Below are 26,212 nucleotides of genomic sequence, written 5' to 3' on the forward strand. Positions count from 1 at the left end.
GTGTCAATTGAGTGGCGAGTCTTGCGATAAGGCCGGTCCGAGTGCGAGCCTGAATCCATCACGCCACGAGGAGTAGCGCGGCTTCCAGCCGTGCCGAAGCGCTTTGCCGTTACGGGCCCCGCGCTCCCAGGCCGCGTGTCCTTGTTGAACGTCCGGTTGTGGCGCGCCTACAGCATCAGCGAAGACAGGCAGCCAATCGGTTCCGGCAGCCGGCTCGTCGTCGACGATATTGTAGCATCCGGAAGGCCAGCTCAACGCATATGCCGCGGCTAGTGCTGCATCATCGACATGCACGAAGGAACTAATCCCTCCCGTCGCTGGCAGCAGCCGCTGCCGCGCCTGCTCAGCCATATAGCCATCGGGGGCGTACCACGTTCGGTTTCCATAAATTAAGCCGTAGCGCAGAATGACATGTTCCGGCATTTCGGAAGCGGCGCTTTCCAGTGCGCGGACACCTTCGATCGTTGTGCTCCGCGGAGGCGCGGCATCCAGATCAAGCGGGCTGTCTTCCGCAGCCGGCCCATCGCCCGGTGCGTAAGCCCACGAAATGCTTTGGACGATCATTTTGCCAACGTCTGCCGCAAGTGACGCATCCACGAGATTACGCGTCCCTTCTTTTCGGATTCTGGCGTTGTCAGAGAAGTTTCTAGCGCTTAACGAGGTGAGTTGGTGAATCACGGCATCCGGTTTTGTTTCCTGCAGTGCGGAGAATACAGCTTCCCGGTTAAACACATCTAGAATAACGGGCTCTATACCCCCTTTTTTCAATTCGGATGCGATATTCGGGTTTCGCGTGAACCCGACGACATCATGCCCCTCTTGAATAAGAATGGGAATGAGCGCCTGTCCGACGACACCGCTCGCTCCAGCTACTACAATTTTCATCTCGACTCAACCTCCATTACTTGTTTTTTCGGTCGGGAGTAAACCCCAAGTACGCCACCGATGATGAGCACCGCACCGACAATGTGGAAATATTCCAACTTTTCGCGCAGAAAGACAACTCCGGCTGCAACCGACAGCAGCGTGCCGAGATTCACGAACAGGCTCATCTTGTAAGCTTCGATTCGCGACAATAGATAATTGGACATAACCGAAGATAGCATAGATGACATCAGTCCGATATACAGAATCGACAAGAGAAAGGTCGGTTCCTCCAAAGGCGCCAGCAATGTATTCATGGTTCCGGCAAGCGTATGCCGGACGATCGCAAGCGTATTGAAGGCGAAGCAACCGGTTAGCATCATTACGTAGCTCATTTCAAACGCCGTATACCCCTCGCGGTGCAATCGGGCAAGCACGCTGTACAGCGATAAGGCAACGGTTGATACGAGCAGCCACACCATCCCCCATGCATTTGTACTCTCTATCGATGCCCCGCTCATGACCGCGATATAGATCACCCCGCCGACGGAGAACAGAACCACCGCCTTTTGAATCCAAGTGGTGCTTTCGCGGAGCAGCAACGAAGCCAGGGCTAGCGTAAAGATGGGCGAAGTCGCTTGAAAAATAGCGGCTTCCGACGACGTCGTGTACGTTAGTCCGACAGCCTGAAATCCAAAGAAAGCGGTTGGGTACAGGAGCCCTAACGGAATAAGGCGCCACAAGCTGCGGCTCAGCCTCAGCTTGATCCAGCCTGCCAGCACTGGAACGGAAATTGCGAAGAACGCAATCGTAAATCGTATTGCAAGCGTGTCGACCGGATCCGCAACCTGCAGAGCAAGCTTCGTAAACAGGAAGGAAAATCCGATAATGAGCGCGTATAATAAAGCAAGTAAATAAACTGGGCGCTGACTTACCAATCCCAGTCCTCCTTTCACTTGGTTCCAAAAAGCCGGCCGACTTTAAGATCAAGTATGAAGGACGGACGGCCCGGTTTCAATAAATTTCCACCCAAACTGTACCGGTACAATCTTTGTTGGTACGACAAGAAAAGGGGGACACAGCCATCAGGAAATATGTCGAACTAATGAAAGAAATTGAGCGGCAGCTTGAAGTCGGAACGATTCGCGGAGGCCAGAGGCTGCCGTCCATCCGCGACATGTCCTTGCGCTTTGCCTGCAGCAAGAGCACCGTGATCCGGGCTTACGCGGAGCTGGAACGGCGCCATCTCGTCTATACGGTTCCGCAGAGCGGTTATTATGCGGTTGTGCCAAAGCCCGGCGCGGAGCAGGCACGGGAGCGGGCCGTGTTGGATTTTTCGGCCCCTTCTCCCGACCCGGAGCTTTTTCCGTATGTGGATTTCCAGCACTGCCTGAATAGAGCGATTGATATGTACCGGAGCGATTTGTTTACCTACGGTATGTCGCAGGGACTTCCTACGCTGCTGAATGTGATAAGCAAGCGACTAGCGGACCGCCAGGTGTTCGTCCGCCCCGAACGGATCACGATCACTTCGGGCATGCAGCAGGCGCTATCGATCCTGTGCACGATGCCGTTTCCGAATGGGAAGCGAGCGGTTCTGCTGGAGCAGCCCAGCTATCATATGATGATTCGGCTGCTGGTAACGCACCGCGTTCCGCTCCAGGGTATCGCCAGGACGGAGCAAGGTATCGATCTGGACAAGCTGGAGCATTTGTTCCGAACGGGAGACATTAAGATGTTCTATACCATGCCCCGCTTCCACAATCCGCTCGGCACGTCTTACCCGGAATCGACCAAGAAAGCGATAGCCGAGCTAGCCGAGCGCTACGACGTATACGTGGCGGAAGACGATTATTTGGCCGATCTGGAGACGGATCCGAAGTCCGATCCAATTTACGCGTACGCTTCGTCGCGAGTCATTTATTTGAACAGCTTCTCAAAGATGCTGTTCCCTGGTTTGCGGATTGGCGCGGCGGTTCTTCCTCCGGAGCTTCAGGACACCTTCGGCTTGTACAAGCAGCTATCCGATCTCGACAGTTCGATGCTGTCCCAGGCCACGCTAGAAATTTACATACAGAATGGGATGTTCGAGAGGCGCAAGCAACAGATATCTGCTTCTTACCGCGAACGTCTGTTTCGCCTGAACCGGGCGCTTGACATCTACAATGATACGGATTTCGCGCATCATGTGTCCGTCTCATCCGGTTCACATACCCATATCGCGTTTTCGGTACCGCTGCATATTCCCACTCTGGTGAACCGATTGCAAAAAAAGAATATCGTACTGAAGCCGCTCGATCCTTTTTTCGCAGAAGGCTTTGAGAAGCGCCCACTTCTTAAGATAAGCATTGCCAGGGCGGAAGAAGAGCGCATCGAAGAAGGAGTCAAGCTCTTGATGAACGAAATCAAGAGGATGAAGCGGCACTTAACGTAGACTTCATTTTCATATAGCATACTTACTCGGCCTACAGAATAGATTTGCCTTCAAATTGGGATGCCAAGCACGAATCGTTGGCAACTCCAAGCCAAAGTATAGAGGACCTGAAAGGAGTGAAGCAACGAGGAATATTCCGGTCACTCAAATAAAGGTCAGTTGAGTCCCAATATGTGGTATTATTCTTGGTAGTATTGGGTGTCCTAAACGATTTACCTCAGGGAGGAAATGAATGTGAGCAACATCGAACGGTTTCAAAAGCTGCACGAATCGGATGAACTGTTAGTGCTAGGAAACGCATGGGATTTGCCCTCTGCACTAGTTCTCGAGAAAGCGGGCTTCAAAGCGATCGGTACAACGAGCTGGGGGATTGCCGCCAGTCTGGGGTATGCGGACGGAGAAGCGATCGGTTTCGATCAGCAGCTGTCCGTGATTCAACGGATCGTTGATCATGTACAGATTCCCGTCACAGCGGACATAGAGACGGGCTATGGACATAACGATGAGACGATTGTGAGCAACGTATTGAAGGTGGCTGATCTTGGGGCTTCCGGAATCAACATCGAGGATTCGATGAAAGGTGGGACGGGGCTGAAGCCGCTCTCGGATCAATGCCAACTTCTTGCCAAAATAAGAAGTGCCTTAGATCATAACGGTTTTGGCCATTTTTTCATCAACGCACGGATCGACGCCTATCTTCTGAATCTAGACCCGCTCAACGAAACACGGACTCGGTCGAAAGAATATGTGGAGAGCGGTGCATCCGGGATCTTCGTCCCCAGGCTAATGGATGAAGAAGAAATCAAAACGATCGCATCCTGCACGACTGCCCCACTCAATGTAATCGCACTTCCTGGCCTTGCTGATCATGTCAAGCTGCGGGAACTGGGAGTCAGACGGTTAAGTTTAGGAGGATCATTGTATCGCAAAATGAATGCATTACTGGAGCAATGTGCGGTAGAGATGCTTGATGCTCGTAATACCTCAATCTTATTCGAATAATCGTGAGAGTGATCACTCTGGACTGTCAGCTGAAGCGATGAATGGGTGCGGGGGGGTCCTTGATGACAATTCGTAGAATGAATCCTAAAATTGATGGATTTTTCAATAAATCCAAGAAGTGGAAGGCAGAATATGAGACGTTGAGAGCTATTGTTCTTGACTGTGAGCTGACCGAAGACTTTAAATGGATGCATCCTTGTTACACGTTCCAGGATAAAAACATCGTGTTAATCCATGGATTTAAAAATTATTGTGCGCTTCTGTTTCACAAAGGTGCCTTGTTACAGGATACGCATGGGATTCTAATCCAACAAACGGAGAATGTACAGGCGGGGCGCCAGATTCGGTTCACCCATGTTCAAGAAATAGTCGAAATGGAACCTATTTTAAAAGCCTATATTTATGAAGCGATTGAAGTTGAAAAAGCCGGTTTAGAAGTGAGTTTTAAAAAGAATACGGACTTCATCATTCCTGAAGAGCTTCAAAATAAATTTAATGAAATCCCTGCCTTGAAAGCTGCCTTTGAAGCATTGACGCCAGGACGGCAAAGAGCCTACCTTCTTCATTTTTCAGCACCCAAACAATCCAAAACCCGAGAGTCGAGGGTTGACAAAAGTATGCAGCAAATTCTGGATGGAAAAGGATTACATGATTAGTACATTCGGTGGCGGCTGACCAGACACGCTCGGCTGCCCCTTCTATGCTTATGGCTGATAACGTAACACTTCACACTTACCCATCGTCTACTGTATGAACGGGATGGAGGAGCACCGATGAATCGGATGCAGCAGATGAGAGAGCAATCAATGATATTTTTAACTTTCATTATTACATTAGTCTATATAGTGATTTTAATCCCTTTGATGTGTTTATTAGAGCTTGTTAGAGGATGGATTTTGCTGGGTAACTCTCCCGATGGGGAACATATCATGGATACAATTATATACTTGTTAAATCCTTCGTTTCCTTTCTCGGCTTGTTGCTACGTCATCACTCTTCTTATATTCCTTACGCTTTATGGGGCCAATAAGATTAAACTCATTCTCAGGTTTTCATTGATTCCAGCATTAGTTATATTGTTTATTGGAATGACAATAATCTACCGATTGAGTTGGTTTTTGTAATTGTTTTCAAACTAGCGAGAAAGGTTAGTAGAAAAGTGGCCTATTAGGAGACTGGACCAACATGATACTTAGGATGAAAGTGATGTATAAGCAGTTCTTACGGGAACCTCTGTGGTTTAAGATTCTTATCTCCTCAACTTTGCTTATTTCGATCGTACTTAGCAGTTCATTTATTTCGGACCATGGTTATTACCGAAGCGCCGCAAAATTAGCCGCAGCCCTTTTTTTCTTAACGTACGGCATCAAATTCCGGAGAAGCCCTGGAATTTCTGCCCTATTCCTCATAGTAGCCGTGATTTCTATCTATCTCTCCTGGGCCAATTGGAACCAAGCAGGTCATTGAACTCCCTCGAAATGATCTAAAAACCCCACTCAAGCTAACGGAACGTCCATTCAATAAGACACGAAAAAGACGGCTGCCGGTACAATGGGCTTCCGTCTTTTCTAATGGAGTATGCATGTCTATTCGCTACTAGCGCTTTCCTGTTCCCTGCTATTAAGGAGTTCCCTGCTCTGGCCGAACCCGGTTCCCGCCAGGGCCTCCGCCACCCATTCGGCCCGGACCGCCGGTGCTCGCCGTCGTGACCCCGGACTCATTGAGCCATGTCGTCGCTATGCTGATCAAGCCTCCGGCTTTGATGGCTTTGCCGCTTTCCGTTTCGGCGGCAGCCGTAGTCTTCACAGCCTCGGCAGCCGGCGCGCCTCTCATGCCGTCAACGGCAGCGGTTCCCTGACCGTCCAGGGAAATTATAACAACGGGATTACCAGCAAGGACGATCTCAAAATCACTGTGGCGCGGAATCAATCCAAGTGGATCACTTATATTAAGTCAGAATCGGAGCGGATAGCGAAGCTGACCAATGACCTGCTCTATCTCGCCCAGATCGATCAGACCGGTACCGAGGTGCTGTCTGTGCCCTTCGAGGCAAGCGATGCTGTCGAGCAGGTGGTGCTTACGATGGAAGCCGTCATCTTCGAGCGCGATATCCGGCTCTCCTACGAGATCGAGCCCGGCCTGACCGCCCGCGGCAGCATCGAGCAGTACAAGCAGGTGGTGATGATCCTGCTCGACAATGTGCTGAAGTACACGCACCCTAACGGGTCTGTCGGTCTTACGCTGAAGAAGCGCCAGCAGAGCATCGTACTGAAGGTGACGAACACGGGGGACCCGATTCCGGAGGAGCAGCTGCAGCGGATCTTCGACCGGTTCTACCGCACTGATCCGTCCCGAGTCCGCAGCCAAGGGGGCTATGGCCTCGGACTCGCGATTGCCCGGACGATCATGGATCAGCATATGGGGCGCATCTATGCCAAGAACGGGAAGGAGTAGGAAGTCGCTTTCTACGCCGAGCTCCCCATTCACTCGTAGCTGTCCCTGCCGAAACCAAAAGTGGGATGGGTACGATATTACGGAACTTCTGGGGACCCTTCTTCTTTGATAAGCTAAAGTCAATTCAAAGAAGGAGTGATGATCATGAAAATCAGCGTACTGGGAACTGGAAATATGGGGAAGGCTTTGGTGAAGCAAGCAGCAGCATATGTAGAGGGTCAAGTGTTCTGGGGTTCGCGCAATCCCGCAGAGGCGGCGGAGCTGGCCAAAAGCTTCCAACTGGATCGGGTCGTGACCGGCTCTTATGACGAGGCGCTTCAGGCCGATATCATCATTCCCGCTTTCCCCGCAGCGGCATTAATGGATTGGGCAGCGGCCAATAGAGATCAGCTGAAGCATAAAATCGTAGTCGATATCTCCAACCCCTTCAACAGCGACTTCAGCGGATTCACAACGGCCTGGGGGGAATCTTCTGCCGAACGCCTGCAGTCTTTACTGCCAGATTCCAAAGTGGTAGGAGCCTTTAAAAATACGTTCTTCAGCGTGTTCGAGAACCCCGTATTTCAAAATCAAAAAAGCGATGTGCTCGTCACCGGGGATGATGAAGAGGCTGTACATCAATTCATGGAGCGGTTCAGCCCGCTTCCATTCCGTTTCATTCATGCGGGGAAACTCGCCAATAACCGGACGATTGAACGTTTCACGCTGCTCGAATTGGAGCTTGCCGTCCGGTACGGAACCTATCCTTATATTTCGCTTCAATTATTTGGGATCAAGGAAGCCTCTCTTGCCCAATCAACGCAGTAAGCGGAGAATTACCTGGCTCTTCGCAGCACGGTGAGCCCCCAGCCATTTCTCACATAACCCTAGGATAACTTCTTTGAAGTTATCCTAGGGTTTTATATTTGTGCGAAGATTCCTAACTGCGAATCAACCAGTCCATTTGGCACGAATGGTAACACCCTTCCGCATAAAGAACACGGGGCTGGCTGCTTCATTCGGTTAGAGTGACTGCGGTGTATTCCGTATGTACAAATTCACTCTCATCCTTATTTGTGATATAGTATTTATCATATATTTATAATTATGGAAGCATAAGTAATTATATCTCCCCCTTATCTCTTGCAGTGTTTTCTGTCCATATGTGCTTCTACATGCATAAGCCGATCCTCTCAGCTATGAGGAAATACAATTACTGGGGGTACAGATGGTCACTATTCGTAACCATATGGTAATGGCTCTGCCGATTCACTTTTCAGCATGGTTTATCATGATTTGTTTACTAGTTATGAGCAATATAACTGGCGTTCAACTCTTACTGCCCAATATAAATAATACCCCGGCGTTTTTCACTGTTTCTAAATGGCTGTTACAATCCTTATTCATTTCTTACTCCCTCTATATCGCTGCCAGATTATACAATAATAGCTTTACGCGACCCAGGCTTGAATGGAAAGCGATGCTTGTCCATGTACTTCTTAGCATTGTACATATACTGATTGTCTGTTCTCTGATTTTTTTAGTTGCAGGCTTTGAAGATTTATAGATTATCGTTTGTTGAACAACAAGAAGCTGGACTTGATGGATCTGGAGGAAATCATGCTGCTCAATGAAGAAGCACATTTCCAAAATCACTCTGGATTCCCATCGTTGGAACGGATATCACCCCCAAATAGTCAGGAATGAATATGCTCCCCAGAAGAGTAAGTATCCCAGGTTTCATTTTGTATGGCGGGGATGACGTTTGCCAGTAATCAAGCCGTCTTCGTGGATCGTGGCGGGACTTTAAGCGGGACGGGTCACCTCCTTCACCCACGGGATTTTAACAAAATGCTATCTGCACCTCCTCGATCATCTTGAAGAGCCGGACGTACATAGCTACAATGATAGAATGAGGAGGGACGCTTAGTGGGCAGGAACAAAGAATTCGATACGACGCAGACCCTATATAAAGCAATGAAAGTGTTCGGCCAGTACGGGTATGAAGGAACTTCGCTGCAGCAGCTGCTGGACCAGCTCGGGATCGCCCGGCAGAGCCTTTATGATACATACGGAACGAAGCAGGGGCTGTTCGTCTCGGCTCTCCGCAGGTATATTGATGAAAAAAACAGCGAGGTCGTACGCCTGCTCGACGAATCCCCCTCCGTTCGGGAGGCGCTGTCCGTCCTGTTCGAACAGACAGTCGATGTGCTGCAGGAGCCCGAGCGGTTCAAAGAATGCTACATCGTCAACAGCGCCGTCGAACAAGCGCCGCATGACCCGGAGATCGCCCGGATCGTAGATGCGAGCACCTCGCTGCTCGAGGAGGCGCATTACCGGGCCCTTCTTCGGGCACGGGAACAGGGCGAGCTGCCAATGGACGCCTACCCGGACGACAAGCTGCGCTCCCTCGCCCGTTATTTGCACCACACGCGCATGGCGCTGGTATTCACGGCCCGTTCGGGAGCCGGCACGGCGACGCTTCGGGATATCGCCAAGATCACTCTCTGCGTTCTGGATTCCGGCCGTTAATCCGACGGGCTGATTCCAGGGCATCCTTCATACGTGAACCATTTACCAAAAAGCAGCACACTGCACGTCTCGATGCAGTAGTGCTGCTTTTTGGTGCTTCTTAGACGGCAGCCGTGCGGCCAGATTCACTTCCTTCCGGCTTCCCGGCAGCCTGGGACAGGAAGGCCTCCAGCGAAGCGGGCCGGCGGCCGGTGATCCGCTCCACGGTGTCCGTTACCCGGCTCTCCGTGCCGCGGTCGCGGATGCCTTCATCGAGGCTGGCCATGAATCCGGCGTAATCCTCCGCCATCCCGAGCTCAACCCACCTTGACTGCAGCTCGGCCGGGCTTATGGAGATATGCCGGATAGGCCGGCCTTCCCTGCGGGAGAGGATCTCCGCCGCTTCCGCGTAGGTCAATGCTTCCGGTCCGGTAATCACATGCGCGGTATTATGAGGCTCAGGGTCCGTAAGTGCACGTACGGCGACCTCTGCTATGTCGTCCGCATCCACGAAAGCGACCTTGCCCGCCCCGGCAGCCGTCACCAGATCCCCGCCTTGCCGAATTGCCGCTCCATGGTGGCCCTCCGAGAAGTTCTGCATGAAGTAGGACGGCTGGAGCACCGCCCACTCGGGCGCGCGTTCCCGGAGTATCCGGTGGACCTTCCCGAATACCGGCCCTCCTTCCGGTACCGAAGCGCTGCTGAGCAGCACGGCCCGGCGTACCCCTGCTGCCCATGCCATCTCCAGGAACGGGAGCATCACCTTGGCCGGCTCCATTACCATCGGCGGCCCTACCAGGTATACGGCCTCCACTCCTTGAAGGGCCGCTTCATATGTGCCGGCATCATTCCAATCGAAGTACACGTGCTCTACCGCCTGCCCAGCACCCTGTCCCCTGCTTCTCCCCGCCGTACGGACACGATAGCCCAGCTCCTCCAACCGTTTAGCCACCCGGCTGCCCGTCTTGCCCGCTGCTCCTGTTACTAGAATCATTGCCCGTCCCCTCCTCCCATAGCCTCCAGCACAACAAGCGGATTCCAGTAGTCTTTATAGTGGATGATCCGGCCTTCTTTCAGCCGAATGACTGAGATGTAGCTCTGATGGTATGGCTTCCCGCTCTGCACGCTCTCCCCCCGGCACCCGAATTCCACTACGCCCTGCTCCGGGTCGGAAGACGGGTGAAACACCGGCTCGCTGAAATCGTGGATGACCAGCAGGTTTGGAAATTCACGAATATAGTCCTGAATGGCGGCTCTGCCGTTCAGCAGCCGGGTCATCGCAGCCGGGGCGTAGGGAAATTCGAAGACGGCATCCTCATGAAAAAGATCCACCCACCGGCCGATATCCCATTCAAGCAGTGACTCCATAAATACACGAACGATTTCCTGCATCGACCCTTCGGTTCCCCGCACTGTCATAGCATCCTTTGGCTTCATGTTCATCCATTCCTTTCCTTTCTGATATGCTTTCATCCTACTAATTCCAGACCATTCAGTCAAGTATTTTTTTGACTATTTGGTCTGGAAAATGACGAGAGGAAGGAAGTGCTTCTTCTGAGCGCGTTGGATGCCCGGAGGCCTATCATCCGATGTACGGCGGCAAAATCAGATATGGCTACGTCAAGCGTCTAGTTCCCTGAACGCTGAGCAGACCGGGTACGGAAGGACCGCTTAATGCAGGACGGCACAGAAAAGACCCCGCAGCCTCTTCCCGAAGCTGTGGGGTCTTTTGCAATCCTGCGTTCACGTTAGGCGATGCCGTTACCTCAACCGGCTGTACCCGCCCACACGTCCTTGGCATAGCGCCCATCGCGCTGCAGCCTCTCGAGCCAGTCGGCCGCCTCCTGCTCGCCAGCACCGTGCACTTCGCGGTAGGCGCCGCGCAGCGCTGCCTCGACATCCGGCGCCATCCGGCTGCCGTCGCCGCAGATGTAGAGCTTGCCGCCCCGGTCGAGCAGTCCGATCAGCAGGGACGCGTCGCCCTTCATGAGGTCCTGCACATAGGTTTTCTCCTGCCCTTCCACACGGGAGCAGGCCGTATGGAGCACGACCAGACCGTCCTTCTCCGCCTGCCCGAGCTCCTCCTGATACAGGTAGTCGTGCTGCGGGTTGCGGCAGCCGAAGTACAGATGGGCTTCGCCGAGCTGAACCCCTTCCGCCTTCTGGGCGCGGCGCGCCTGCAGGAAGCCGCGGAACGGCGCGACACCGGTGCCCGGGCCGACCATGATGACCGGCGTGGCCGGGTCCTGCGGCAGCTCGAAGCCCGATTCCGGCGAGCGGACGAACACGACGACCGGATCGCCCGGCTTCCGTTCGGCGAGGTAATTCGACGCGACGCCGCGGTATTCCCCCCGGCCGCTCCAGGCCGGGCCGCGGACGACGCTGACCGTGATGCTGACACGGTCTCCGAGCACGCGAGGCGAGCTCGAGATCGAGTAGTAGCGGGCCTTCAGCGGCGGCAGCAGCTCGAGGAAGCGCTCGAACGGCAGCTCGCAGGCCGGATACTGCTCCAGCAGCTCCAGCATCGTCAGACGCTTGCGCAGCACCTCGGTCTTGTACGCCTCCTCCTGCAGCAGCGCCTCCAGCTCCCGCTTATGCGGCGGACACACCGTGAAGGCAGCCAGCTCGCGCAGCTGGGCCCGGGTGGCCGGCTCCTGCAGCTCCACGCTGTGGCTGAGGAGATCGGAGAGCCGTACCGGCCGGTCCAGCGGCAGATGGGCGGCGCTGCGGCCGGTGGCGGCGAGCACGAGATGGTCGCTGCCCTGCAGCCCGTAGCGGCGGAGCACCCGCCCCACGAGCTCCTTCGGGTTCAGCGGGAGCACGCCGAGATGATCGCCCTCGCGGTAGCTCACCTCTTCGGGCAGCACGATCTCGAGGTGCCGTGTGCTGCGGTCGCTGCCTTCGCCCTGCAGCTCGCGGTTCTCCGCAACGGTCGTCTGCAGCGCGTCGTACGACTCGGCCAGCGGCGTGCCGATCAGGCCGCTGACGAACTGCACCGTAAGGGAGCTGCGCTCCTTGCCGGCGTTCTCGTTCAAGGACAGGCCGAATGTCTCCATCACCTGCGGCCACAGGGCACCACGCCAGTCTTCGAGCTGCTGCTCGAAGTCGTCGCTGACGTCGCCTTCGCCGAGTAGAGTCAGGCGCTCTGCCCCCTTGGCGGCAAGCAGCCCGTCAATCTTGCGCGGCACCTGCTGGTAGGTGCTCGCCCAGTTGTGGTCGCCGCAGCCGAAGACCGTATAGCGGACGCCTTCGAGCGCCCCCGGCTCCGCCTGCTCGAGCCACTGCACGAAGGCGCGCGCGTTGTCCGGCGGATTGCCGTTGTACGAGGCGGTCACGATGAAGACCGCTCCCTCCTTCGGCAGGCTGCCGACATACTCGTCCAGCGGCGCGGTCTCGCTGCGGAAGCCCTGGTAGCGGGCCGCATCGGCGAGCTCGCGGGCGATCCCTTCGGCGGTGCCGAGGTTCGAGCCGTAGAGCACGAGCAGCGGGGTATTGTGCTGCTGCACCGGCGAAGCCTCGGCTGCCGGCTGCCGCTTCTCCTGCCGCGACGCCGCTTCCTTGCCCGGCATGACCACGGCCAGCGGCTCAATCCGCGAGCGTACGCGCATCGTGAAGCCTTCCGGCTTGAGCGTCAGCGTCTCTTTGATCTTCAGCTGATAATTCGTATGGTCGATAATCTCGAAGTGGCGGAGCACCATCCCCAGCACGAGCACCGCTTCATGCAGGGCGAACTGCTGCCCGATGCAGGCCCGCTGCCCGTTGCCGAACGGCTTGTAGGCATGGTGCGGGATGCTGGAAGGGTCCTCGAACCGCTCCGGAATGAACGCTTCGGCATCGTCGCCCCAGACGGAAGGATCGCGGTGGAGCTTCGGGATCAGGACCGATACGCTCTCGCCCTTCTTCATCGGGTACCGGCCGCCGAGCATCGTGTCTTCCTTGGCGGTCAGCGCGAATGCTGGAGCGGTAGGCCACAGGCGCAGCGCTTCGTTCAGAATCATCCGGATGTACTTCAGCTCCCGTACCTGGGCATAGGTCGGCAGCGGATCGGTCAGGACCCGGTCCACCTCCTCGTAAGCCTTCGCCAGCTTCTCGGGATTCTTCAGGAGGAAGTACAGGGCGAACGTGAGCAGCCCGCTCGTCGTCTCGTGGCCCGCGATCAGGAACGTGATAATCTGGTAGCGGATATTCTCGTCGTCGAGCGCCTCGCCCGTCTGCGGGTCGCGGCCGTTCAGCATGTGTGCGAGCAGGTCCTCCCCATCCTGGGATCCGTGCTCTTTGCGCTCGGCGATGATCTTGTCCACGAGCCCGAACATCGTCTGGATATCATGCTTGTACTGCCGCTTGGAGATCACCATGAGCTTATCCTGCAGCCCCAGCCGCTGCAATTGGCTCATCGCTTCGTCGAGCGCACGCACCATCGAGGTGATGAACGGATGCGGCTGCTCCCGGTAGAAGCTGTTGAAGCGGTAATTGAAGCCGCAGAGCCCGATCGTATCGAGCGTCAGGCGCGTCATGTCCTCGCCGACCTCTACGCTCTCATCTGGATTCAGCCGGGCCCACTTCTGCACGAGCTGGACCGCCAGGTCCACCATCATCGCATGGTAGCCCTGCATCGCGCGCTGGGAGAAGCTCGGCAGGAGAATCGCATGCGCCTTCTGCCAGTTCGGCTCCTCCGTCTCCGCCGTGAACAGGCCGTCTCCGGCGAATGCCCTTACTTTCTGCAGCGGCGCCCACACATACTTATCGAAACGCGATTCGTCGCAGGCATCCGCCACCAGCTCATGGCTGGAGATGTACACGGACTTGCCGCGCGGCAAGTCCAGCTGGAAGATCGGACCGAATTCATCCGCGATTTTGACGATCGACTGCACGGGTTCCTTTGTATTCAGGTTCGGCAGGTTGCCGAGCGGTCCGAAGGTTTTGGGCTGCGGAATCTGACTCGTTTGCGTCATGGAATGACTCCTCCTTGGGTTCAATAAATTAGGGCCGGGCGCGAGCACGGACGGCGTGATTCTGCGCCTTGGCGGCTGCCACGGACCGTTACGCTGCTGCATCCGTGATAAGATCCGGCGGGCCCTTACATGCAAAATGCCAAATGGTCCGCCTCCGGAATGAACGTTCATTCCGCGTCATGTATAGTTATAGCCTAGTTATAGTTTCATCGGGTATGGGTTCTCTGCTACTGCGTATGCCAGCGTATCGCATCCCAGCAGGCTTGTTCTACGCTGTCGATCAATCCGGGAGCCTCTTGAATTTTGCCTGAGCGTATTCCTTTGTGCAGTGCTGCAAAAGCGCCGTAGACGATGGCGATCAGCGCATCGGACGGCATGGGACGAATCTCCCCTCGCTCCCGGCCCGACCTGAAATACGCACGGAGAAACTCCATCATCTGCCGGAACACCTCATGGCTCTCCTCATTCAGATACCTCGCATGCCTGTGCGTCTCCAGAAGATAGAATGCCCTCTCCTGCTCTCCGGCAAACTCTACCATCCGGGAGAAAATATGCCTGAATTGTTCCCGGCTTCCGCCGTCAACCGGATATCCCCGCTGCACGACCTCCGAGAACTGCCGGACGCACTCCTGGAACAAGGCATTGCCCAGGGCCTCCTTATTGGTGAAATATCGGTAAATGGTTCCTGCGCCTACCACCGCTTTGTCGGCAATCATCGGCACAGTCGTCGCTTCGAATCCTTCTTCGGCGAAGAGCTCCAGCGCCGCACCCATAATACTTTCCCGCTTGCCGCCGATAACGTTCATCCACCCCTTCCGGATTTGCTAGTCCGTATTTCCTTACCCATTGCTTCGGAGGAAGAAACACGTCCTAGTGCTTTTTTTCCTGTATTTAGGATATACCTCTAGGCGCCAAAAATCAATTTCAGCTACGGACCGCTTTACATCGCCGAAGCCCTTCGGTATAATTACTTCCATAACTTGTACAAGTAACCGCAATCATTAACAGATGGCTTAACCGCATATGCAGCAAACCGGAGGAGCCTGTCACCATGGGCTCCTTTTGGTCTTGCGGCCGCCTGCCCGCCTGTCCATCTTGCCCTAGTCTGGAGGGATCCGCCCATGCCCGCCCCTGATACGAACCGGGTCTATACCCTATATCTCAGCCATACCTGGAATTATCGCGGCACTGGCGGCGAACTGCTCCGTCTTCTGCAATCTGCGGATGGCTTCCGATTCCGCACCGCCTCACTCGATACGCAATCCGCCGCAGCGATGGATGAACGCCTGCTGTACGAGGCCATCCGGAGCAAGATCCGGCATACCGACGCCATCCTCATCATGTGCGGCGTGTACGCCGAATATAACCGCTGGGTGAACAAGGAGCTCATTATCGGCAGCAACGAACTCCATAAACCGATTATCGGCGTGCAGCCCTTCGCGCCCGAGACGACCTCCCTCATTGTCAAAGGACATGCCGACCGGCTCGTCCCGTTTCATCCGCAGGAGATGATCGGAGCCATTACGGAGCTGTGCTGACCGCGAGCTTCTCCTTCTCGAGCTGGACCCGCGCTGCCGAAGCTTCAGATTACACCGTTCCCTCTACCGCTCAGGTACTTCCTCCAAGCGGGGCATGCCGTCCTGCGCACCGAACCGGGTGACCGATACCGAAGCTGCCCTGCACGCAAAATCCGCCGCACGCTGCAGCTCCCAGCCGGAAGCGAGGCCCCAGCACAGCGCGGCATTGAAGGCATCGCCCGCTCCGGTCGTATCGACCGTCTCCACAGGAAGAGCCGGCGCGCTCTGCAGCGCTTCCCCTTCATCCAGCCAAGAGCTGCCGAGGCGGCCGCGCGTGAGAATCACCTGATGGCCGTAGTCCTGCTGCCAAGCGGCCATCACCCGGCGAAGCACCTCTTCGGCAGTATCCTGCTCCCCGCTGAGCAGAGCGAATTCGCTTTCGTTGGGCGTCAGGATATCCGTGAGCGACAGAAGCGGCGCCGGGAGCACCTTGGCCGGAGCGGGATTCAACACCGTGCGTACACCGGCCTGCCGGGCAATCTCGAGTGCGCGGTGCACCGTCTCCAGCGGCACTTCCAGCTGGACGAGCAGTACGTCCGCCGATTCGATCCGCTCCTTGTGCCGCTCCACATGCTCGGCCGTGCAGCAGGCGTTGGCTCCCGGCACGACGACGATACAGTTATCTTCGGAAGTGTGCAGTATCGTCGCCGTTCCCGTCGCTCCCTCAGCCTTAAGCACGCCGCTCACGTCTATCCCTTCCCTCCGGAGCCGCTCCAGCATCTCGCTGCCGAACCGGTCGCTGCCCGCAGCTCCGATCATCGACACCTCCGCTCCCAGCCGGGCGCATCCCACCGCCTGATTCGCCCCTTTGCCTCCCGGAATATAGTGGATATCCGTCCCTTGTACGGTCTCCCCCTTCTGCGGCATCCGCGGCATCGATACTACAATATCCATATTCAAGCTCCCTACCACAGCAATCCGAGGACGTTTCATATTCATCCCGCTCCTTTATGTTAAGATTCTATATATGTACTAACCCTGATCGAACCCCGGCAGTACATGATCCTCCGCTGTCCCTTATGATTACCCCGGCAGCAGCGGCATCTACCGTCGATTCATGCTGAGCGGTGAGGCTGCATTCCCAGCTGCTCACTTTCTCCTCCCTTGTCATGACAGGGTGATTATCCAAGCGGACTCTACCAGACCATTCTGGTAAATAGAAGAGCTATATCCTAGAGTTTCCCTCTCTCTTAAAGTGTGGGAAACATTACTAACCTCCCGGCACACACGCACCTGTTGACTTCACCGCTCTTTTTCTATATGATAAAGATCGTTTTAAGGCCCTAGTATATGACCCAGGGTTAAATGATTTGCCTATTATTTCATGCTCATGCTAATTTCATAGCGGTTCACTTCTTATCAAGAGAGGCGGAGGGATAAGGCCCGATGAAGCCCGGCAACCGTTCCTGTATGGATAAAGTGACAAGCGGCAAGCTTGTTCCTGACTCCAAGGAAGTCTGGTGCCAATTCCTTCAGAATACAGCCCGGCGGATGGCACTTGCTTGTACATCCTTCCGGAGCAGGCCATGACGGCAAGCTGCGCTTCCCTGCGCTGTGGCCGCAGCATGCCCCGCTGGATTCTGACAGATGAGAGGGCACAGTGTGACTTCATAAACCTGTACCTCGCTGCAATTCCGGCGGACGGCCTTGGCCGCTGCCCGGTTGCTTACGAACGTACGGGTTTTTTATTGCGTATTTTCCCGGAGGTGAAGCCCATCATGATTCAACTGCAAGGCGTATCGAAGCAATACACAAGCGGACGCAGCACCGTTACAGCGCTGCAGAAGGTCGACCTGACCGTGAACAAAGGCGAGATCTTCGGCATTATCGGACATTCCGGCGCGGGCAAGAGCACCTTGATCCGTATGATCAACCTGCTCGAGAAGCCGACCGGCGGCACGGTCATCATCGACGGCGTCGAGATGACGAAGCTCGGCACCCGCCGTCTGCAGGAAGAGCGCCGGTCGATCGGCATGATCTTCCAGCACTTCCATCTGCTCTCGTCGAGCACCGTGGCCGACAATATCTCCTTCCCGCTGCGCCTCGGCAAGCGGCCCGAGGCCGAGATCAAGCAGCGCGTGCAAGAGCTCGTCGGACTCGTGGGGCTAAGCGGACACGAGCACAAATTCCCTTCGCAGCTGTCCGGCGGACAAAAGCAGCGCGTCGGCATTGCCCGCGCCCTGGCTACGAATCCGAAGGTGCTGCTCTGCGACGAAGCGACATCGGCGCTCGATCCGCAGACGACGAACTCGATCCTCTCGCTGCTGCTCGACATTAACCGGCAGCTGCATATCACGATCGTGCTCATCACCCATGAGATGCACGTCATCCGGACGATCTGCGACCGCGTCGCCGTCATCGACGGCGGACATATCGTCGAGATGGGTTCGGTAACGGACGTGTTCCTGAAGCCTCAGCATCCGACCACGCGCGAATTCGTCGCCCAGCTCGCCGAGGATCCCGAGACGGCGCTGCCTGAGACCGCAACGGGCGGCAGCGGCAGAACCCGCATCCGCGTGACCTTCCTCGGCGAGATGACGTACGAGCCGGTGCTCTTCGAAACGATGAAGGAGACGAACGTGCCGTTCGTCATTCTCCAGGGTACCGTATCCCGCTTGAAGGAGACGCCGTACGGCCAGCTCTTGCTGGAGCTGCGCGGTGCTGGAGCGGAAGCCGATGCGGCCGTCGCAGCCCTTCGGGGACGCGGACTCGATGTGGAGGTGATGCAGCATGGCTGAGTTCTTGAAAGATATCGTCTGGGAAGATATTTCTCTTGCCACTTATGATACCTTGACGATGCTGGGCCTGTCGACACTCTTCACCGTGATCATCGGCCTGCCGCTCGGCATCCTGCTGTTCCTGACTTCGCGCGGCCAGCTCATGCAGCAGAGCACGTTCTACCTCCTGCTGTCGTTCGTGGTCAATGTGCTGCGATCCGTGCCGTTCATCATCCTGATGATCCTCGTCATCCCGCTGACGCGCGTCATCGTCGGCACTTCGATCGGCGTGCCGGGGTCGATTCCCCCGCTCGTCATCGCTTCCGCCCCGTTCTTCGCGAGACTCGTGGAGACGGCGCTGCGTGAAGTCGACCGGGGCGTGATCGAAGCCGCCCAGTCCATGGGGGCGACGTCCGGACAGATCGTCACCCGCGTCCTGCTGCCCGAAGCCCGTCCGGGCCTGATCGCCGCGATCACGATCACGGCAGTCACGCTCGTCTCTTATACGGCCATGTCCGGGGTCGTCGGCGGCGGCGGCCTCGGGGACCTCGCGATCCGCTACGGCTATCAGCGGTTCAACACGCCGGTCATGGTCGTCACCGTCGTCATTCTGCTCGTGTTGGTTCAAATCCTACAATCGCTCGGCGACCGGCTCGTCCGGAGATTTCAGCGCAAGTAAGGATTTTTGACATACATCCAATCGAACACCACACTACATTACTGGAGGGTTTCTACTATGAACAAACCGTTAACGATCGCCCTATCCCTGGTTATGGCCTTCTCGCTTGCCGCCTGCGGCAAGAAAGAAGCGGCCCCAACCGCTCCGGCCGACAACGCCGGCGGCGCAGCTCCTGCCAAGCAAGCAGTCACGTTGAAGGTCGGCGCTACCGCTGTCCCTCATGCCGAAATCCTGAACTCCCTGAAGGACAAGCTGAAAGCCGAAGGCGTGAACCTGGAAGTAAAAGAGTTCACAGACTATGTCCAGCCGAACGTGCAGGTATTCGAAAAGCAGCTCGATGCGAACTTCTTCCAGCACATGCCTTACCTCGATGACCAGAACAAGTCGAAGAAGATGGATCTCGTCAAAGTCGTCGGCGTTCACATCGAGCCGTTCGGCGCCTACTCCCAGAAGATCAAGAAGGCTGACGAGCTGAAAGACGGCGCAACCGTAGCCATCCCGAACGACCCTTCCAACTCCGGACGGGCCCTGGCGCTGCTCGAGAAGAACGGTCTGATCAAGCTCAAGGACGGCGCCGGCATCTCCGGTACCGTGAAGGACATCGTCGAGAACAAGAAGAACCTGAAGATCCGAGAACTCGAAGCGGCTATGCTGCCTCGCGTACTCCCTGAAGTCGACCTGGCCCTGATCAACACGAACTATGCGCTCGAAGCGAAGCTCAACCCGACCAAAGACGCCCTCTTCATCGAGGACAGCAACTCGCCTTACGTGAACCTGCTCGTAGCCCGTCCGGACAACAAGGATTCGGAAGCGATCCAGAAGCTCGCGAAGGCGCTGAACTCGCCGGAAGCCCGCAAGTTCATCGAAGAGAAGTACCAAGGCGCTGTCGTTCCGGCGTTCAAGTAAGAGATAGATTGGCATAGGCAAAAGGCTGCCGCCGAGCTCACGAGAGCAGGCGCGCAGCCTTTTTTGGTGTGTACGGCCGGCAGAGCGGCAGCGGGCAACGGTTGAAGCATGTCGTCCCCTGCCTACCATTCGTATCGCCCCGGCTGGCCGTCGAAGCCCGCGGCAGCATCGATGACCAAGTCGTGCGGTGTCATCCGCGAACGGTCAAAGGAATGGCCGTCGCGGTCCCGGAATTCATCGAAAGGCAGGGCCGAGGTGCCCCTCGGCATGCTATCCGTCCGGTAGACGTACCGTCCGTTGAGCGTGATAGTCACGCCATTCCACACAAAATCGTTCCCGTTCTCGAGCAGGATGTGACTCTTGGCAAAGGTCAGCCCGGCGAGCAGCCCAGGCGTAGCGGGACGTTCGCCTGCCGGGCCGCAGCTGCCCAGGAGAAGGCAGGCGGCCAGGAGGCCGTACCGCAGGCGCCTAAGGCGGGCTGCCTGCTCGCCGGGCCTCAGGCGTCGAAGGCGGGCTGCCTGCTCGCCGGGCCGCAGGCGTCGAAGACCGGGCAGGACAGGCCATCGCCTTAAACGGCGAATAGCCTTTGCCATGCCTTCGGCCATACGCGTAAGGCTCATGGCGCGCCCCCTTCTGCCGCCGGCCGCTCCCGCACCGTCAGGCTGAGGTCGAACCACAGCTCCGGCGTATCCGGGTGGCTGCCGTGCACTTCGGCAGCAAGCGTATTGGTCCCCTGCACGAGCAGATCGCGGTATCCCTCGAGCGGGAACGATTCGAAGATCCCGCCCGGATGGGGCATGCCGAGCGTCCGGTCGTCGATCAGCCCTTCCCGGATGGAATCCCGGGCGATCTCCACGCCATTGAGATAGACGGCGATCCCGTCTTCGTAGGCGGCATGGAGCGTCCACTCTTGGCCTTCTCGCGGCGCCTCGCGCAGTTCGAACGCATGGCGGAAGTAATATGCCGGCGAAGGGGCTGCGGGCAGGCCGGTGGCAATGCCCCGCTGCCGGGCGGCATCGCGGGAGCGGCCGAGCGGCGCCCGGCCGGCGGCCCAGCCGGCGGCGTCGAAGCCGGCGCCTCGCCAATCGGCGGCGGGCAGCGGCACTCCCCCGGCGGACGGATGCTCGCCTGCCGGGTCGAGCCCTTCGGGCACGACCGCGGGCAGATCGCGTCCGCCGGGGCGGTAGCGCCACACTGCGCCGATCGGCACGACGGCCCGCTCGGCTGCCGCGTCGCCGCCGAGCGCCGAGGCGTCTAGCGCAAGCGCCGCGGCCGGGCCCGGGCCGCCGCGGCCCGGCAGGCTGACGCGGCCCGGCAGGCTGACGCGCAGCCGCGGGCCCTGCCCCTCGAGCAGGAGGAAGCCCGGGGCTTCCTCCTGCTCCGCGAGGGGCGGGGCCCACTCGGCCCAGCCCGGGCGGCTGGGCGCAGCGCGGTAGCCCTCCGGCGGCGGCGTCTGCACCGCAGCGGCTGACGCCCAGAGCCGGCCGCCGGCGAGCACGAGCTCCGCGCCGGCGGCCGTGAAGGCCTGCCAAGCCTCCGGCGCCGCCGGCTCTTCCGCCAGCAGCACGATGCCGTGCAGCTGGCGGTTCTCGGCTGCGGTACGCTGCAGCCAAGCGAGCTGCAGCTGCGGCTCCTGCGCCAGCTTCGCGGCGTTCAGGAACCAGAACCGGGCTCCGCCGTAATCGACGAAGTAAGCCGTCCGCCCATAGCCCGGCAGCTGCTCTTCAGGAATATGAGGGAACGCGGGCCCGGTCTTCCCGCTGTCCGGCGTACCTCCGCTTCCGTCCGCTATAGGAAAGAACGTTCTGGGCGCTGTTCCCCCTCCGGCCAGTCTTGCGGGACCCGCAAGGAAGAGCAGATCCGGCGGCAGGGAGGCCTGCAGCTGCCGGAGCTCTCCTGACACGGGCGGCTGTTCCCCCGTGACGGAGGTACCGGGACTGTAAGCAGCCTGCCAGGAGCGTTCTTCGCCGGTCTGCGGCTGCAGCTCCGCCCTCCCGGTGACCGGAGGCTCGGACGACAGCAGCGTACCGGCCAGCAGGCCGAAGAACAGGAACAGCAGCAGCGTTACCGGCAGCAGCGCCGGAGGGCGGCGCCTCTGTGAGGAAGCACGGGCAGGCTGCGGCTTGGCGGAAGTCCTGCCCGGACTTCTCTCCGGAGAGCGGCTCTCCGATGGGAGGCCTTCGCCCCCCCGCTCTCTCCTGATTCCAGCAGCCGATACGTGGGCTTGCTCCATCCCGGAAGCCGGCACGCCCTCCTCTTGATTCAGCGGGCTCTGCTCGCCTTGGCGGTGAACAGCCGGCCCACGGCTGCTTTCTTGCACATAAGATGCTTCACCCGACATACCTAGCCTGGCAGCTTCCTGACGCCGCCCAGGTTCCCCCGGCCTCCGATCCGTCCAGCCTCTGGCCCTTCCCCGTTCCACTTCCTTCATCCTCCTGACCTCCTCTCCGCTCGGCTGGATTCGTCCTGAGTTATTAGGCCGGCCATCCATAGATCCGATGATAGACCGGCGGCCACAGCAGCAGAAGCAGCACTATGAACGTGCACGCGAACCCATAGGCCCATGGCTTCAGAGGCAATTCATGCCTCCTCAGCAGCAGGAACAGGATCGCCCAGGAGCCTAGCCAAGCCAGCAGCCCAGCCGCTTCCTTACCTGCATAGGGGCCGATCCGCAGCCCCCCCGGCACCCGCGAGGCCAGCTTCAACAGCTTGGGCTGGGCAGCCGCCGGGTCCGCCGCACTCCACCAATGCGCAGCCGTCAATACTGCCATGCCCACGAGGACGGCGAGCATGGCGGCTACGGCTTCTCCGCTTTTGGCCGGGAGCCTCCCGTCCGCGCTCGCCTCATGAGTCCAGCCCGAGTGGTCCGCCGGAGCGTTCTCCCCCCAGCATGCGCCAAGCTCTTCCGGCCTCTCATCCCGCGGTGTCCCTTCTGTGCTTTCCCTCATGGAATTCCCTCCTTTCCTCCCTATTCGCCGTCTCAACAAAGGAGCTGCGGGATCCGGTACCGATCCTCTGTCGAGGCGGCGGGAGGATAAACTCCCAGGCCCGTCCCTTCGCTCCTCTTCCTGCATATCCTGCTGCAAGGCCTCTCCCGTTACACCAGCTTCCACTTCGCGAGAATAAGGCCCGAAGCGAACCCGATCAGCATGCAGACCCACAGCATAGTGAGCAGCATTCCGATCACGAACCGGATTCCTTCTCCTGCCTCTCTTCTCCCTCCCAGCCGGTGCAGCAGCACGGAGGCGGCCAGTCCGCAGGGGAGGGTCAGCAGCGAGACGAACTCCTTATATTCCATGATCACCCAATGGGCTGCCGGAAGGTGGAGCTTGAACCATTCCGACGCCCCTTCCGGGCTCTGGTAACCGATATACAGCCAGTTGGCGGTTACGATGGTAAGCAGGCTGAGCCCGTTCGTCATCCAGAGCCGCAGCGCGAGCTTGCCCCGTCCGGCCCCGCGGCCCCTGGCATAACCATAATAGGCGTGCCATGTATACGTTGCCATGAGCATCGTCAGGGAAGCCGCCAACCCGTGGAGCGTCCCGGCAAGCTTATGGTAACCCGGACCGAACAGATTCGCGGCCGGCACCAGCAGGAACAGCAGCACGGCGGTGAACCCCTGGGCTATCGCCAGATCGCGGAACGGCGGCTGATTGTTCATATTCCGTGGATCCCCTCTCCCCTGGCTTCGACCCTGCTGTCAGCGGTCGACCGTGAATTCATCGATCCGGTTCTCCTGAAGATCGTACGCCTGGAACTTCGCCCGGCCGCCCTCCACATCGACGACCATATAATGGTAGCTGGCTTTGGGCCCGGTAACGACGCCTTTGTTCTCCTGGCTGCCCGTATACAGTGGCGCTCCGGCCCCTCCTATAGTAAGCTGGTAGATCTCGTTATGGAACGTGTACCCGCTGCCGCTGAACGATCCGTCCACCTTGCGCCGGTTGTAGTTATGCTCATGTCCGACGAGCACTGCCGTTACGCGGTAGCGGTCGAGCAGCGCCCACAGCTTGTCCCGCGATTCCGGGGCTGCGTCCAGTGAGCTGCCCAGGTGGGCGCCGACCGGATAGGCCGGCACATGGAACTGAACGAAGCGGTGCTTCGCTCCGGCTCCCTTCAGCTGCGCTTCCAGATAGGCGAGCTGCGCATCATCGATGACGTACTGGCCCTGCGGGTTCGTCCGGTCCGAGTTCAGCGTGATGAACCTGGCATTGCCATGGTCGAAGGAATACACGGTCCGGCCATACCCAGGGAGTTGTTCCTTCGGAAGATGGGGGAAGGCGGAGCTGAACACCTTCTCGTCATGCTCGTGGTTGCCGAGCGCCGGGTAGATGGAGGTGACCGGCCAATAATCGTCGGCGATGTTCTTCCAATCCGCCAGCTGCCTGGCCACCGTGGAGCCACCGGTCACCTGGTCTCCCGTGAACAGAATCAAATCCGGTGCAGGCTTCAGCGCCTTCACCTTCTCCAGCAGGGCGCGCAGCGTAGCTTCGTTCGTCCCGTTCGACGAGCCCCTGCTGTCACCCATGACGACAAAACGGAATTCGTCCGCCGCCGCCGGCACCGTACCGGCCGCCCCTGCCTGCCCGCCGCCTGGAGCAGCGGAATCTCCTGCAGCCGTGGGCCCGGTACCGGCCGCCGGTTTGCCCCACCCGCAGCCGGGCAGGAGCACGGCGGCCGTCAGCAGCAGCAGGCAAGCAAGCCGCTTGTTACCGTTCCCTGTACCCTCAGCGTGGTGCATGATTCTGCTTCTCATCGCGTGCCTCCTGTTCTTCCGGTCCAAAAAGTGGTCCTATTATATGCCATTCATTACCCGAAAGTCCAGCATGGGCTTTCACTCATTTTTTACAGGTTTCATCGATTTTGTAAGCAATCTGTCACATTCGTGGGTAAGTAGTCAGTAAGCAACCCCTACAAAATGCTCCCTCCAGCAGAACCTTATGGTATAAAGAAAGAATGAAGTATGAAGCAAATAGGGGGAGCAGAGCAGCCCTAAAGAGATAAAATGACTTCTGAGAGAGGCGGAGATGATGATGATGAAGAACCGCATACTAAAACAAGCAGCACCGATCCTGCTGGCCGGCGCTTTCCTATTCCCCTTATCCGTGCCCGCTGTATCGGCCGCAGAGCAGCCGAAGCCTGAATGGACGGAATATTCCCTGATCGCCCACGCAATGGGCGGCATTGACGGGGTCGATTATACGAACAGCCTGGAGGCGTTCCAGGAGAACTATGCGAAGGGGCAGCGGGTGTTCGAAGCGGACTTCACGCTGACCGAAGACGGACAGCTCGCCGCGCGCCACGACTGGCTTCCTTATCTGGCGGATAAATTCAAGCAGGATATTCCCGCAGAGAAACGCGATGTCCCGCTGACGATGTCCGAATTCAAGAGCTATCCGATTCTGCGCAAGTACACGCCGCTATCTATTGACGACGTCGCTTCCCTGCTGAAGCGATATCCCGACGTGTATCTCGTGACCGATACCAAAGAGACGGATCCCGCCTTGGTGCAGCAGCAGTTTACACTGATCCGCAACGCCGTGAACAAAGTGGATCCGAAGCTCATCAACCGGATCGTGCCCGAGCTGTATACTCCCTCGATGATTCAACAGGCCAGGGACATCATCCCTTTCCCGAATTACATCTACTCCCTGTACCTCTCTGAGCTGAAGCCCGATGAGATCGTCGAGTATGTACAATCCCATGGCATCCGCGTAGTAGCCATGCCGTCCGAGAGGGCAACACCCGAATTCATCGCCGATCTCAAGGAAGCGGGCGCCGTCGCTTACGTACATTCCCTGAACAAACCGGATGAGGTCAAAGCATTCCTCGATATGGGCGTGAACGGCGTGTACACGGACTTCCTCTCCTACAAGGATGTCGGAATTACGCCGGTTCCTGTTGCTTCCGCCCAGCAGGGCGAAGTACGGCAGGCCAGCTATGCGGCAGCAGCGGGAGCCCTTCCTGCCGGGCAGGAGACGCTCGAAGAGGAAGATCCGGCCCAAGGCAACGTGCTGGATACGTTCATCGAGATGATCAGCGAGATCTTCGTGCCGGCTGAGAAGACCGATGCTGCGCAGTAAGATGCAGTACATCAGCAGGACAGCCAGCTTGTGAGTGTTAGGGCTAGTCCAAAT

General features: G+C 57.7%; 24 protein-coding genes, 1 pseudogene and 1 riboswitch. Of the genes and pseudogenes, 12 read left to right on the forward strand and 13 right to left on the reverse strand.

Annotated features, from left to right (window positions below; genetic code table 11):
• Positions 1-3: 3 nt before the first annotated feature.
• On the reverse strand, positions 4-885 hold the full coding sequence (locus O9H32_RS23805; protein WP_269868610.1) for an NAD-dependent epimerase/dehydratase family protein: 882 nt from the start codon (positions 883-885) through the stop codon (positions 4-6).
• Positions 882-1,802 (reverse strand): DMT family transporter, encoded by a 921-nt coding sequence (locus O9H32_RS23810; RefSeq protein ID WP_269868611.1) that lies wholly within the window; start codon positions 1,800-1,802, stop codon positions 882-884. The genes O9H32_RS23805 and O9H32_RS23810 overlap by 4 nt, the downstream gene beginning before the upstream one ends.
• Before the next feature lie 146 nt (positions 1,803-1,948).
• On the opposite strand from O9H32_RS23810, the gene O9H32_RS23815 reads away from it, so the two are divergent.
• From O9H32_RS23815 to O9H32_RS23825, 3 genes are all read left to right on the forward strand, one after another.
• On the forward strand, positions 1,949-3,298 hold the full coding sequence (locus O9H32_RS23815; RefSeq protein WP_269868686.1) for an aminotransferase-like domain-containing protein: 1,350 nt from the start codon (positions 1,949-1,951) through the stop codon (positions 3,296-3,298).
• A 234-nt stretch (positions 3,299-3,532) separates the two neighbouring features.
• Positions 3,533-4,300, forward strand: a complete 768-nt coding sequence (locus O9H32_RS23820) for an isocitrate lyase/PEP mutase family protein (RefSeq protein ID WP_269868612.1) — start codon at positions 3,533-3,535, stop codon at positions 4,298-4,300.
• A 62-nt stretch (positions 4,301-4,362) separates the two neighbouring features.
• Positions 4,363-4,956, forward strand: coding sequence for a YdeI/OmpD-associated family protein (locus O9H32_RS23825; protein WP_269868613.1), 594 nt, complete (start codon positions 4,363-4,365; stop codon positions 4,954-4,956).
• A 964-nt stretch (positions 4,957-5,920) separates the two neighbouring features.
• Here the strand turns inward: O9H32_RS23825 and O9H32_RS23830 are convergent.
• Complete coding sequence (locus O9H32_RS23830) at positions 5,921-6,133, reverse strand: hypothetical protein (protein WP_269868614.1); 213 nt, start codon at positions 6,131-6,133, stop codon at positions 5,921-5,923.
• A 12-nt stretch (positions 6,134-6,145) separates the two neighbouring features.
• On the opposite strand from O9H32_RS23830, the pseudogene O9H32_RS32945 reads away from it, so the two are divergent.
• The 4 genes and pseudogenes from O9H32_RS32945 to O9H32_RS23845 form a co-directional block, all read left to right on the forward strand.
• A pseudogene (locus tag O9H32_RS32945) lies at positions 6,146-6,202 on the forward strand (hypothetical protein); the annotation flags it as partial.
• Positions 6,203-6,214: 12 nt separating this feature from the next.
• Positions 6,215-6,754 (forward strand): sensor histidine kinase, encoded by a 540-nt coding sequence (locus O9H32_RS23835; protein ID WP_269868615.1) that lies wholly within the window; start codon positions 6,215-6,217, stop codon positions 6,752-6,754.
• Positions 6,755-6,898: 144 nt separating this feature from the next.
• Positions 6,899-7,561 (forward strand): NADPH-dependent F420 reductase, encoded by a 663-nt coding sequence (locus O9H32_RS23840; protein WP_269868616.1) that lies wholly within the window; start codon positions 6,899-6,901, stop codon positions 7,559-7,561.
• A 1,101-nt stretch (positions 7,562-8,662) separates the two neighbouring features.
• Positions 8,663-9,265 carry a TetR/AcrR family transcriptional regulator gene (locus O9H32_RS23845; protein ID WP_269868617.1) on the forward strand — a complete coding sequence of 201 codons (603 nt, stop codon included), beginning with the start codon at positions 8,663-8,665 and terminating at the stop codon, positions 9,263-9,265.
• 100 nt (positions 9,266-9,365) lie between these two features.
• On the opposite strand, the gene O9H32_RS23850 is transcribed toward O9H32_RS23845, so the two are convergent.
• From O9H32_RS23850 to O9H32_RS23865, 4 genes are all read right to left on the reverse strand, one after another.
• Entirely contained in the window at positions 9,366-10,238 is an 873-nt protein-coding gene (locus O9H32_RS23850; protein ID WP_269868618.1) for an NmrA family NAD(P)-binding protein, read from the reverse strand.
• Positions 10,235-10,687 carry a nuclear transport factor 2 family protein gene (locus O9H32_RS23855; protein ID WP_269868619.1) on the reverse strand — a complete coding sequence of 151 codons (453 nt, stop codon included), beginning with the start codon at positions 10,685-10,687 and terminating at the stop codon, positions 10,235-10,237. The genes O9H32_RS23850 and O9H32_RS23855 overlap by 4 nt, the downstream gene beginning before the upstream one ends.
• Before the next feature lie 323 nt (positions 10,688-11,010).
• Positions 11,011-14,196: a bifunctional cytochrome P450/NADPH--P450 reductase gene (locus O9H32_RS23860; protein WP_269868620.1), complete on the reverse strand. Its 3,186-nt coding sequence runs from the start codon at positions 14,194-14,196 to the stop codon at positions 11,011-11,013.
• Between the two features lie 227 nt (positions 14,197-14,423).
• Positions 14,424-15,002 (reverse strand): TetR/AcrR family transcriptional regulator, encoded by a 579-nt coding sequence (locus O9H32_RS23865; protein WP_269868621.1) that lies wholly within the window; start codon positions 15,000-15,002, stop codon positions 14,424-14,426.
• A 315-nt stretch (positions 15,003-15,317) separates the two neighbouring features.
• On the opposite strand from O9H32_RS23865, the gene O9H32_RS23870 reads away from it, so the two are divergent.
• Positions 15,318-15,734: a TIR domain-containing protein gene (locus O9H32_RS23870; protein ID WP_269868622.1), complete on the forward strand. Its 417-nt coding sequence runs from the start codon at positions 15,318-15,320 to the stop codon at positions 15,732-15,734.
• A gap of 63 nt (positions 15,735-15,797) precedes the next feature.
• Here the strand turns inward: O9H32_RS23870 and rbsK are convergent, their stop codons facing one another.
• Positions 15,798-16,706, reverse strand: a complete 909-nt coding sequence (gene rbsK, locus O9H32_RS23875) for a ribokinase (protein WP_269868623.1) — start codon at positions 16,704-16,706, stop codon at positions 15,798-15,800.
• Between the two features lie 420 nt (positions 16,707-17,126).
• Positions 17,127-17,271, forward strand: a riboswitch (SAM riboswitch).
• 220 nt (positions 17,272-17,491) lie between these two features.
• Here rbsK and O9H32_RS23880 point away from each other — a divergent pair.
• The 3 genes from O9H32_RS23880 to O9H32_RS23890 are packed head-to-tail and all read left to right on the forward strand — an operon-like array spanning position 17,492 to position 20,075.
• Positions 17,492-18,511 carry a methionine ABC transporter ATP-binding protein gene (locus O9H32_RS23880; protein ID WP_269868624.1) on the forward strand — a complete coding sequence of 340 codons (1,020 nt, stop codon included), beginning with the start codon at positions 17,492-17,494 and terminating at the stop codon, positions 18,509-18,511.
• Positions 18,504-19,169 carry a methionine ABC transporter permease gene (locus O9H32_RS23885; protein WP_269868625.1) on the forward strand — a complete coding sequence of 222 codons (666 nt, stop codon included), beginning with the start codon at positions 18,504-18,506 and terminating at the stop codon, positions 19,167-19,169. The genes O9H32_RS23880 and O9H32_RS23885 overlap by 8 nt, the downstream gene beginning before the upstream one ends.
• 57 nt (positions 19,170-19,226) lie before the next feature.
• Positions 19,227-20,075, forward strand: coding sequence for a MetQ/NlpA family ABC transporter substrate-binding protein (locus O9H32_RS23890; RefSeq protein ID WP_269868626.1), 849 nt, complete (start codon positions 19,227-19,229; stop codon positions 20,073-20,075).
• A 122-nt stretch (positions 20,076-20,197) separates the two neighbouring features.
• Here O9H32_RS23890 and O9H32_RS23895 read toward each other — a convergent pair whose 3' ends face one another.
• From O9H32_RS23895 to O9H32_RS23915, 5 genes are all read right to left on the reverse strand, one after another.
• The gene (locus O9H32_RS23895) at positions 20,198-20,695 is read right to left on the reverse strand and encodes a hypothetical protein (protein ID WP_269868627.1); all 498 of its coding nucleotides are present in this window, start codon (positions 20,693-20,695) and stop codon (positions 20,198-20,200) included.
• Complete coding sequence (locus tag O9H32_RS23900; protein WP_269868628.1) at positions 20,692-22,506, reverse strand: hypothetical protein; 1,815 nt, start codon at positions 22,504-22,506, stop codon at positions 20,692-20,694. The genes O9H32_RS23895 and O9H32_RS23900 overlap by 4 nt, the downstream gene beginning before the upstream one ends.
• A 43-nt stretch (positions 22,507-22,549) precedes the next feature.
• Positions 22,550-23,023 carry a hypothetical protein gene (locus O9H32_RS23905; protein ID WP_269868629.1) on the reverse strand — a complete coding sequence of 158 codons (474 nt, stop codon included), beginning with the start codon at positions 23,021-23,023 and terminating at the stop codon, positions 22,550-22,552.
• Between the two features lie 149 nt (positions 23,024-23,172).
• Entirely contained in the window at positions 23,173-23,736 is a 564-nt protein-coding gene (locus O9H32_RS23910; RefSeq protein WP_269868630.1) for a hypothetical protein, read from the reverse strand.
• Positions 23,737-23,775: 39 nt separating this feature from the next.
• Positions 23,776-24,831, reverse strand: coding sequence for a metallophosphoesterase family protein (locus tag O9H32_RS23915; protein ID WP_269868631.1), 1,056 nt, complete (start codon positions 24,829-24,831; stop codon positions 23,776-23,778).
• A gap of 271 nt (positions 24,832-25,102) precedes the next feature.
• Between O9H32_RS23915 and O9H32_RS23920 the strand changes: the two genes are divergently transcribed.
• Complete coding sequence (locus O9H32_RS23920; protein WP_269868632.1) at positions 25,103-26,158, forward strand: phosphatidylinositol-specific phospholipase C/glycerophosphodiester phosphodiesterase family protein; 1,056 nt, start codon at positions 25,103-25,105, stop codon at positions 26,156-26,158.
• Positions 26,159-26,212 lie beyond the last annotated feature (54 nt).

Origin of the sequence: Paenibacillus caseinilyticus, from assembly GCF_027533645.1 — a bacterium.
In the GTDB taxonomy this organism is placed as follows: Bacteria; Bacillota; Bacilli; order Paenibacillales; family NBRC-103111; genus Paenibacillus_G; species Paenibacillus_G caseinilyticus.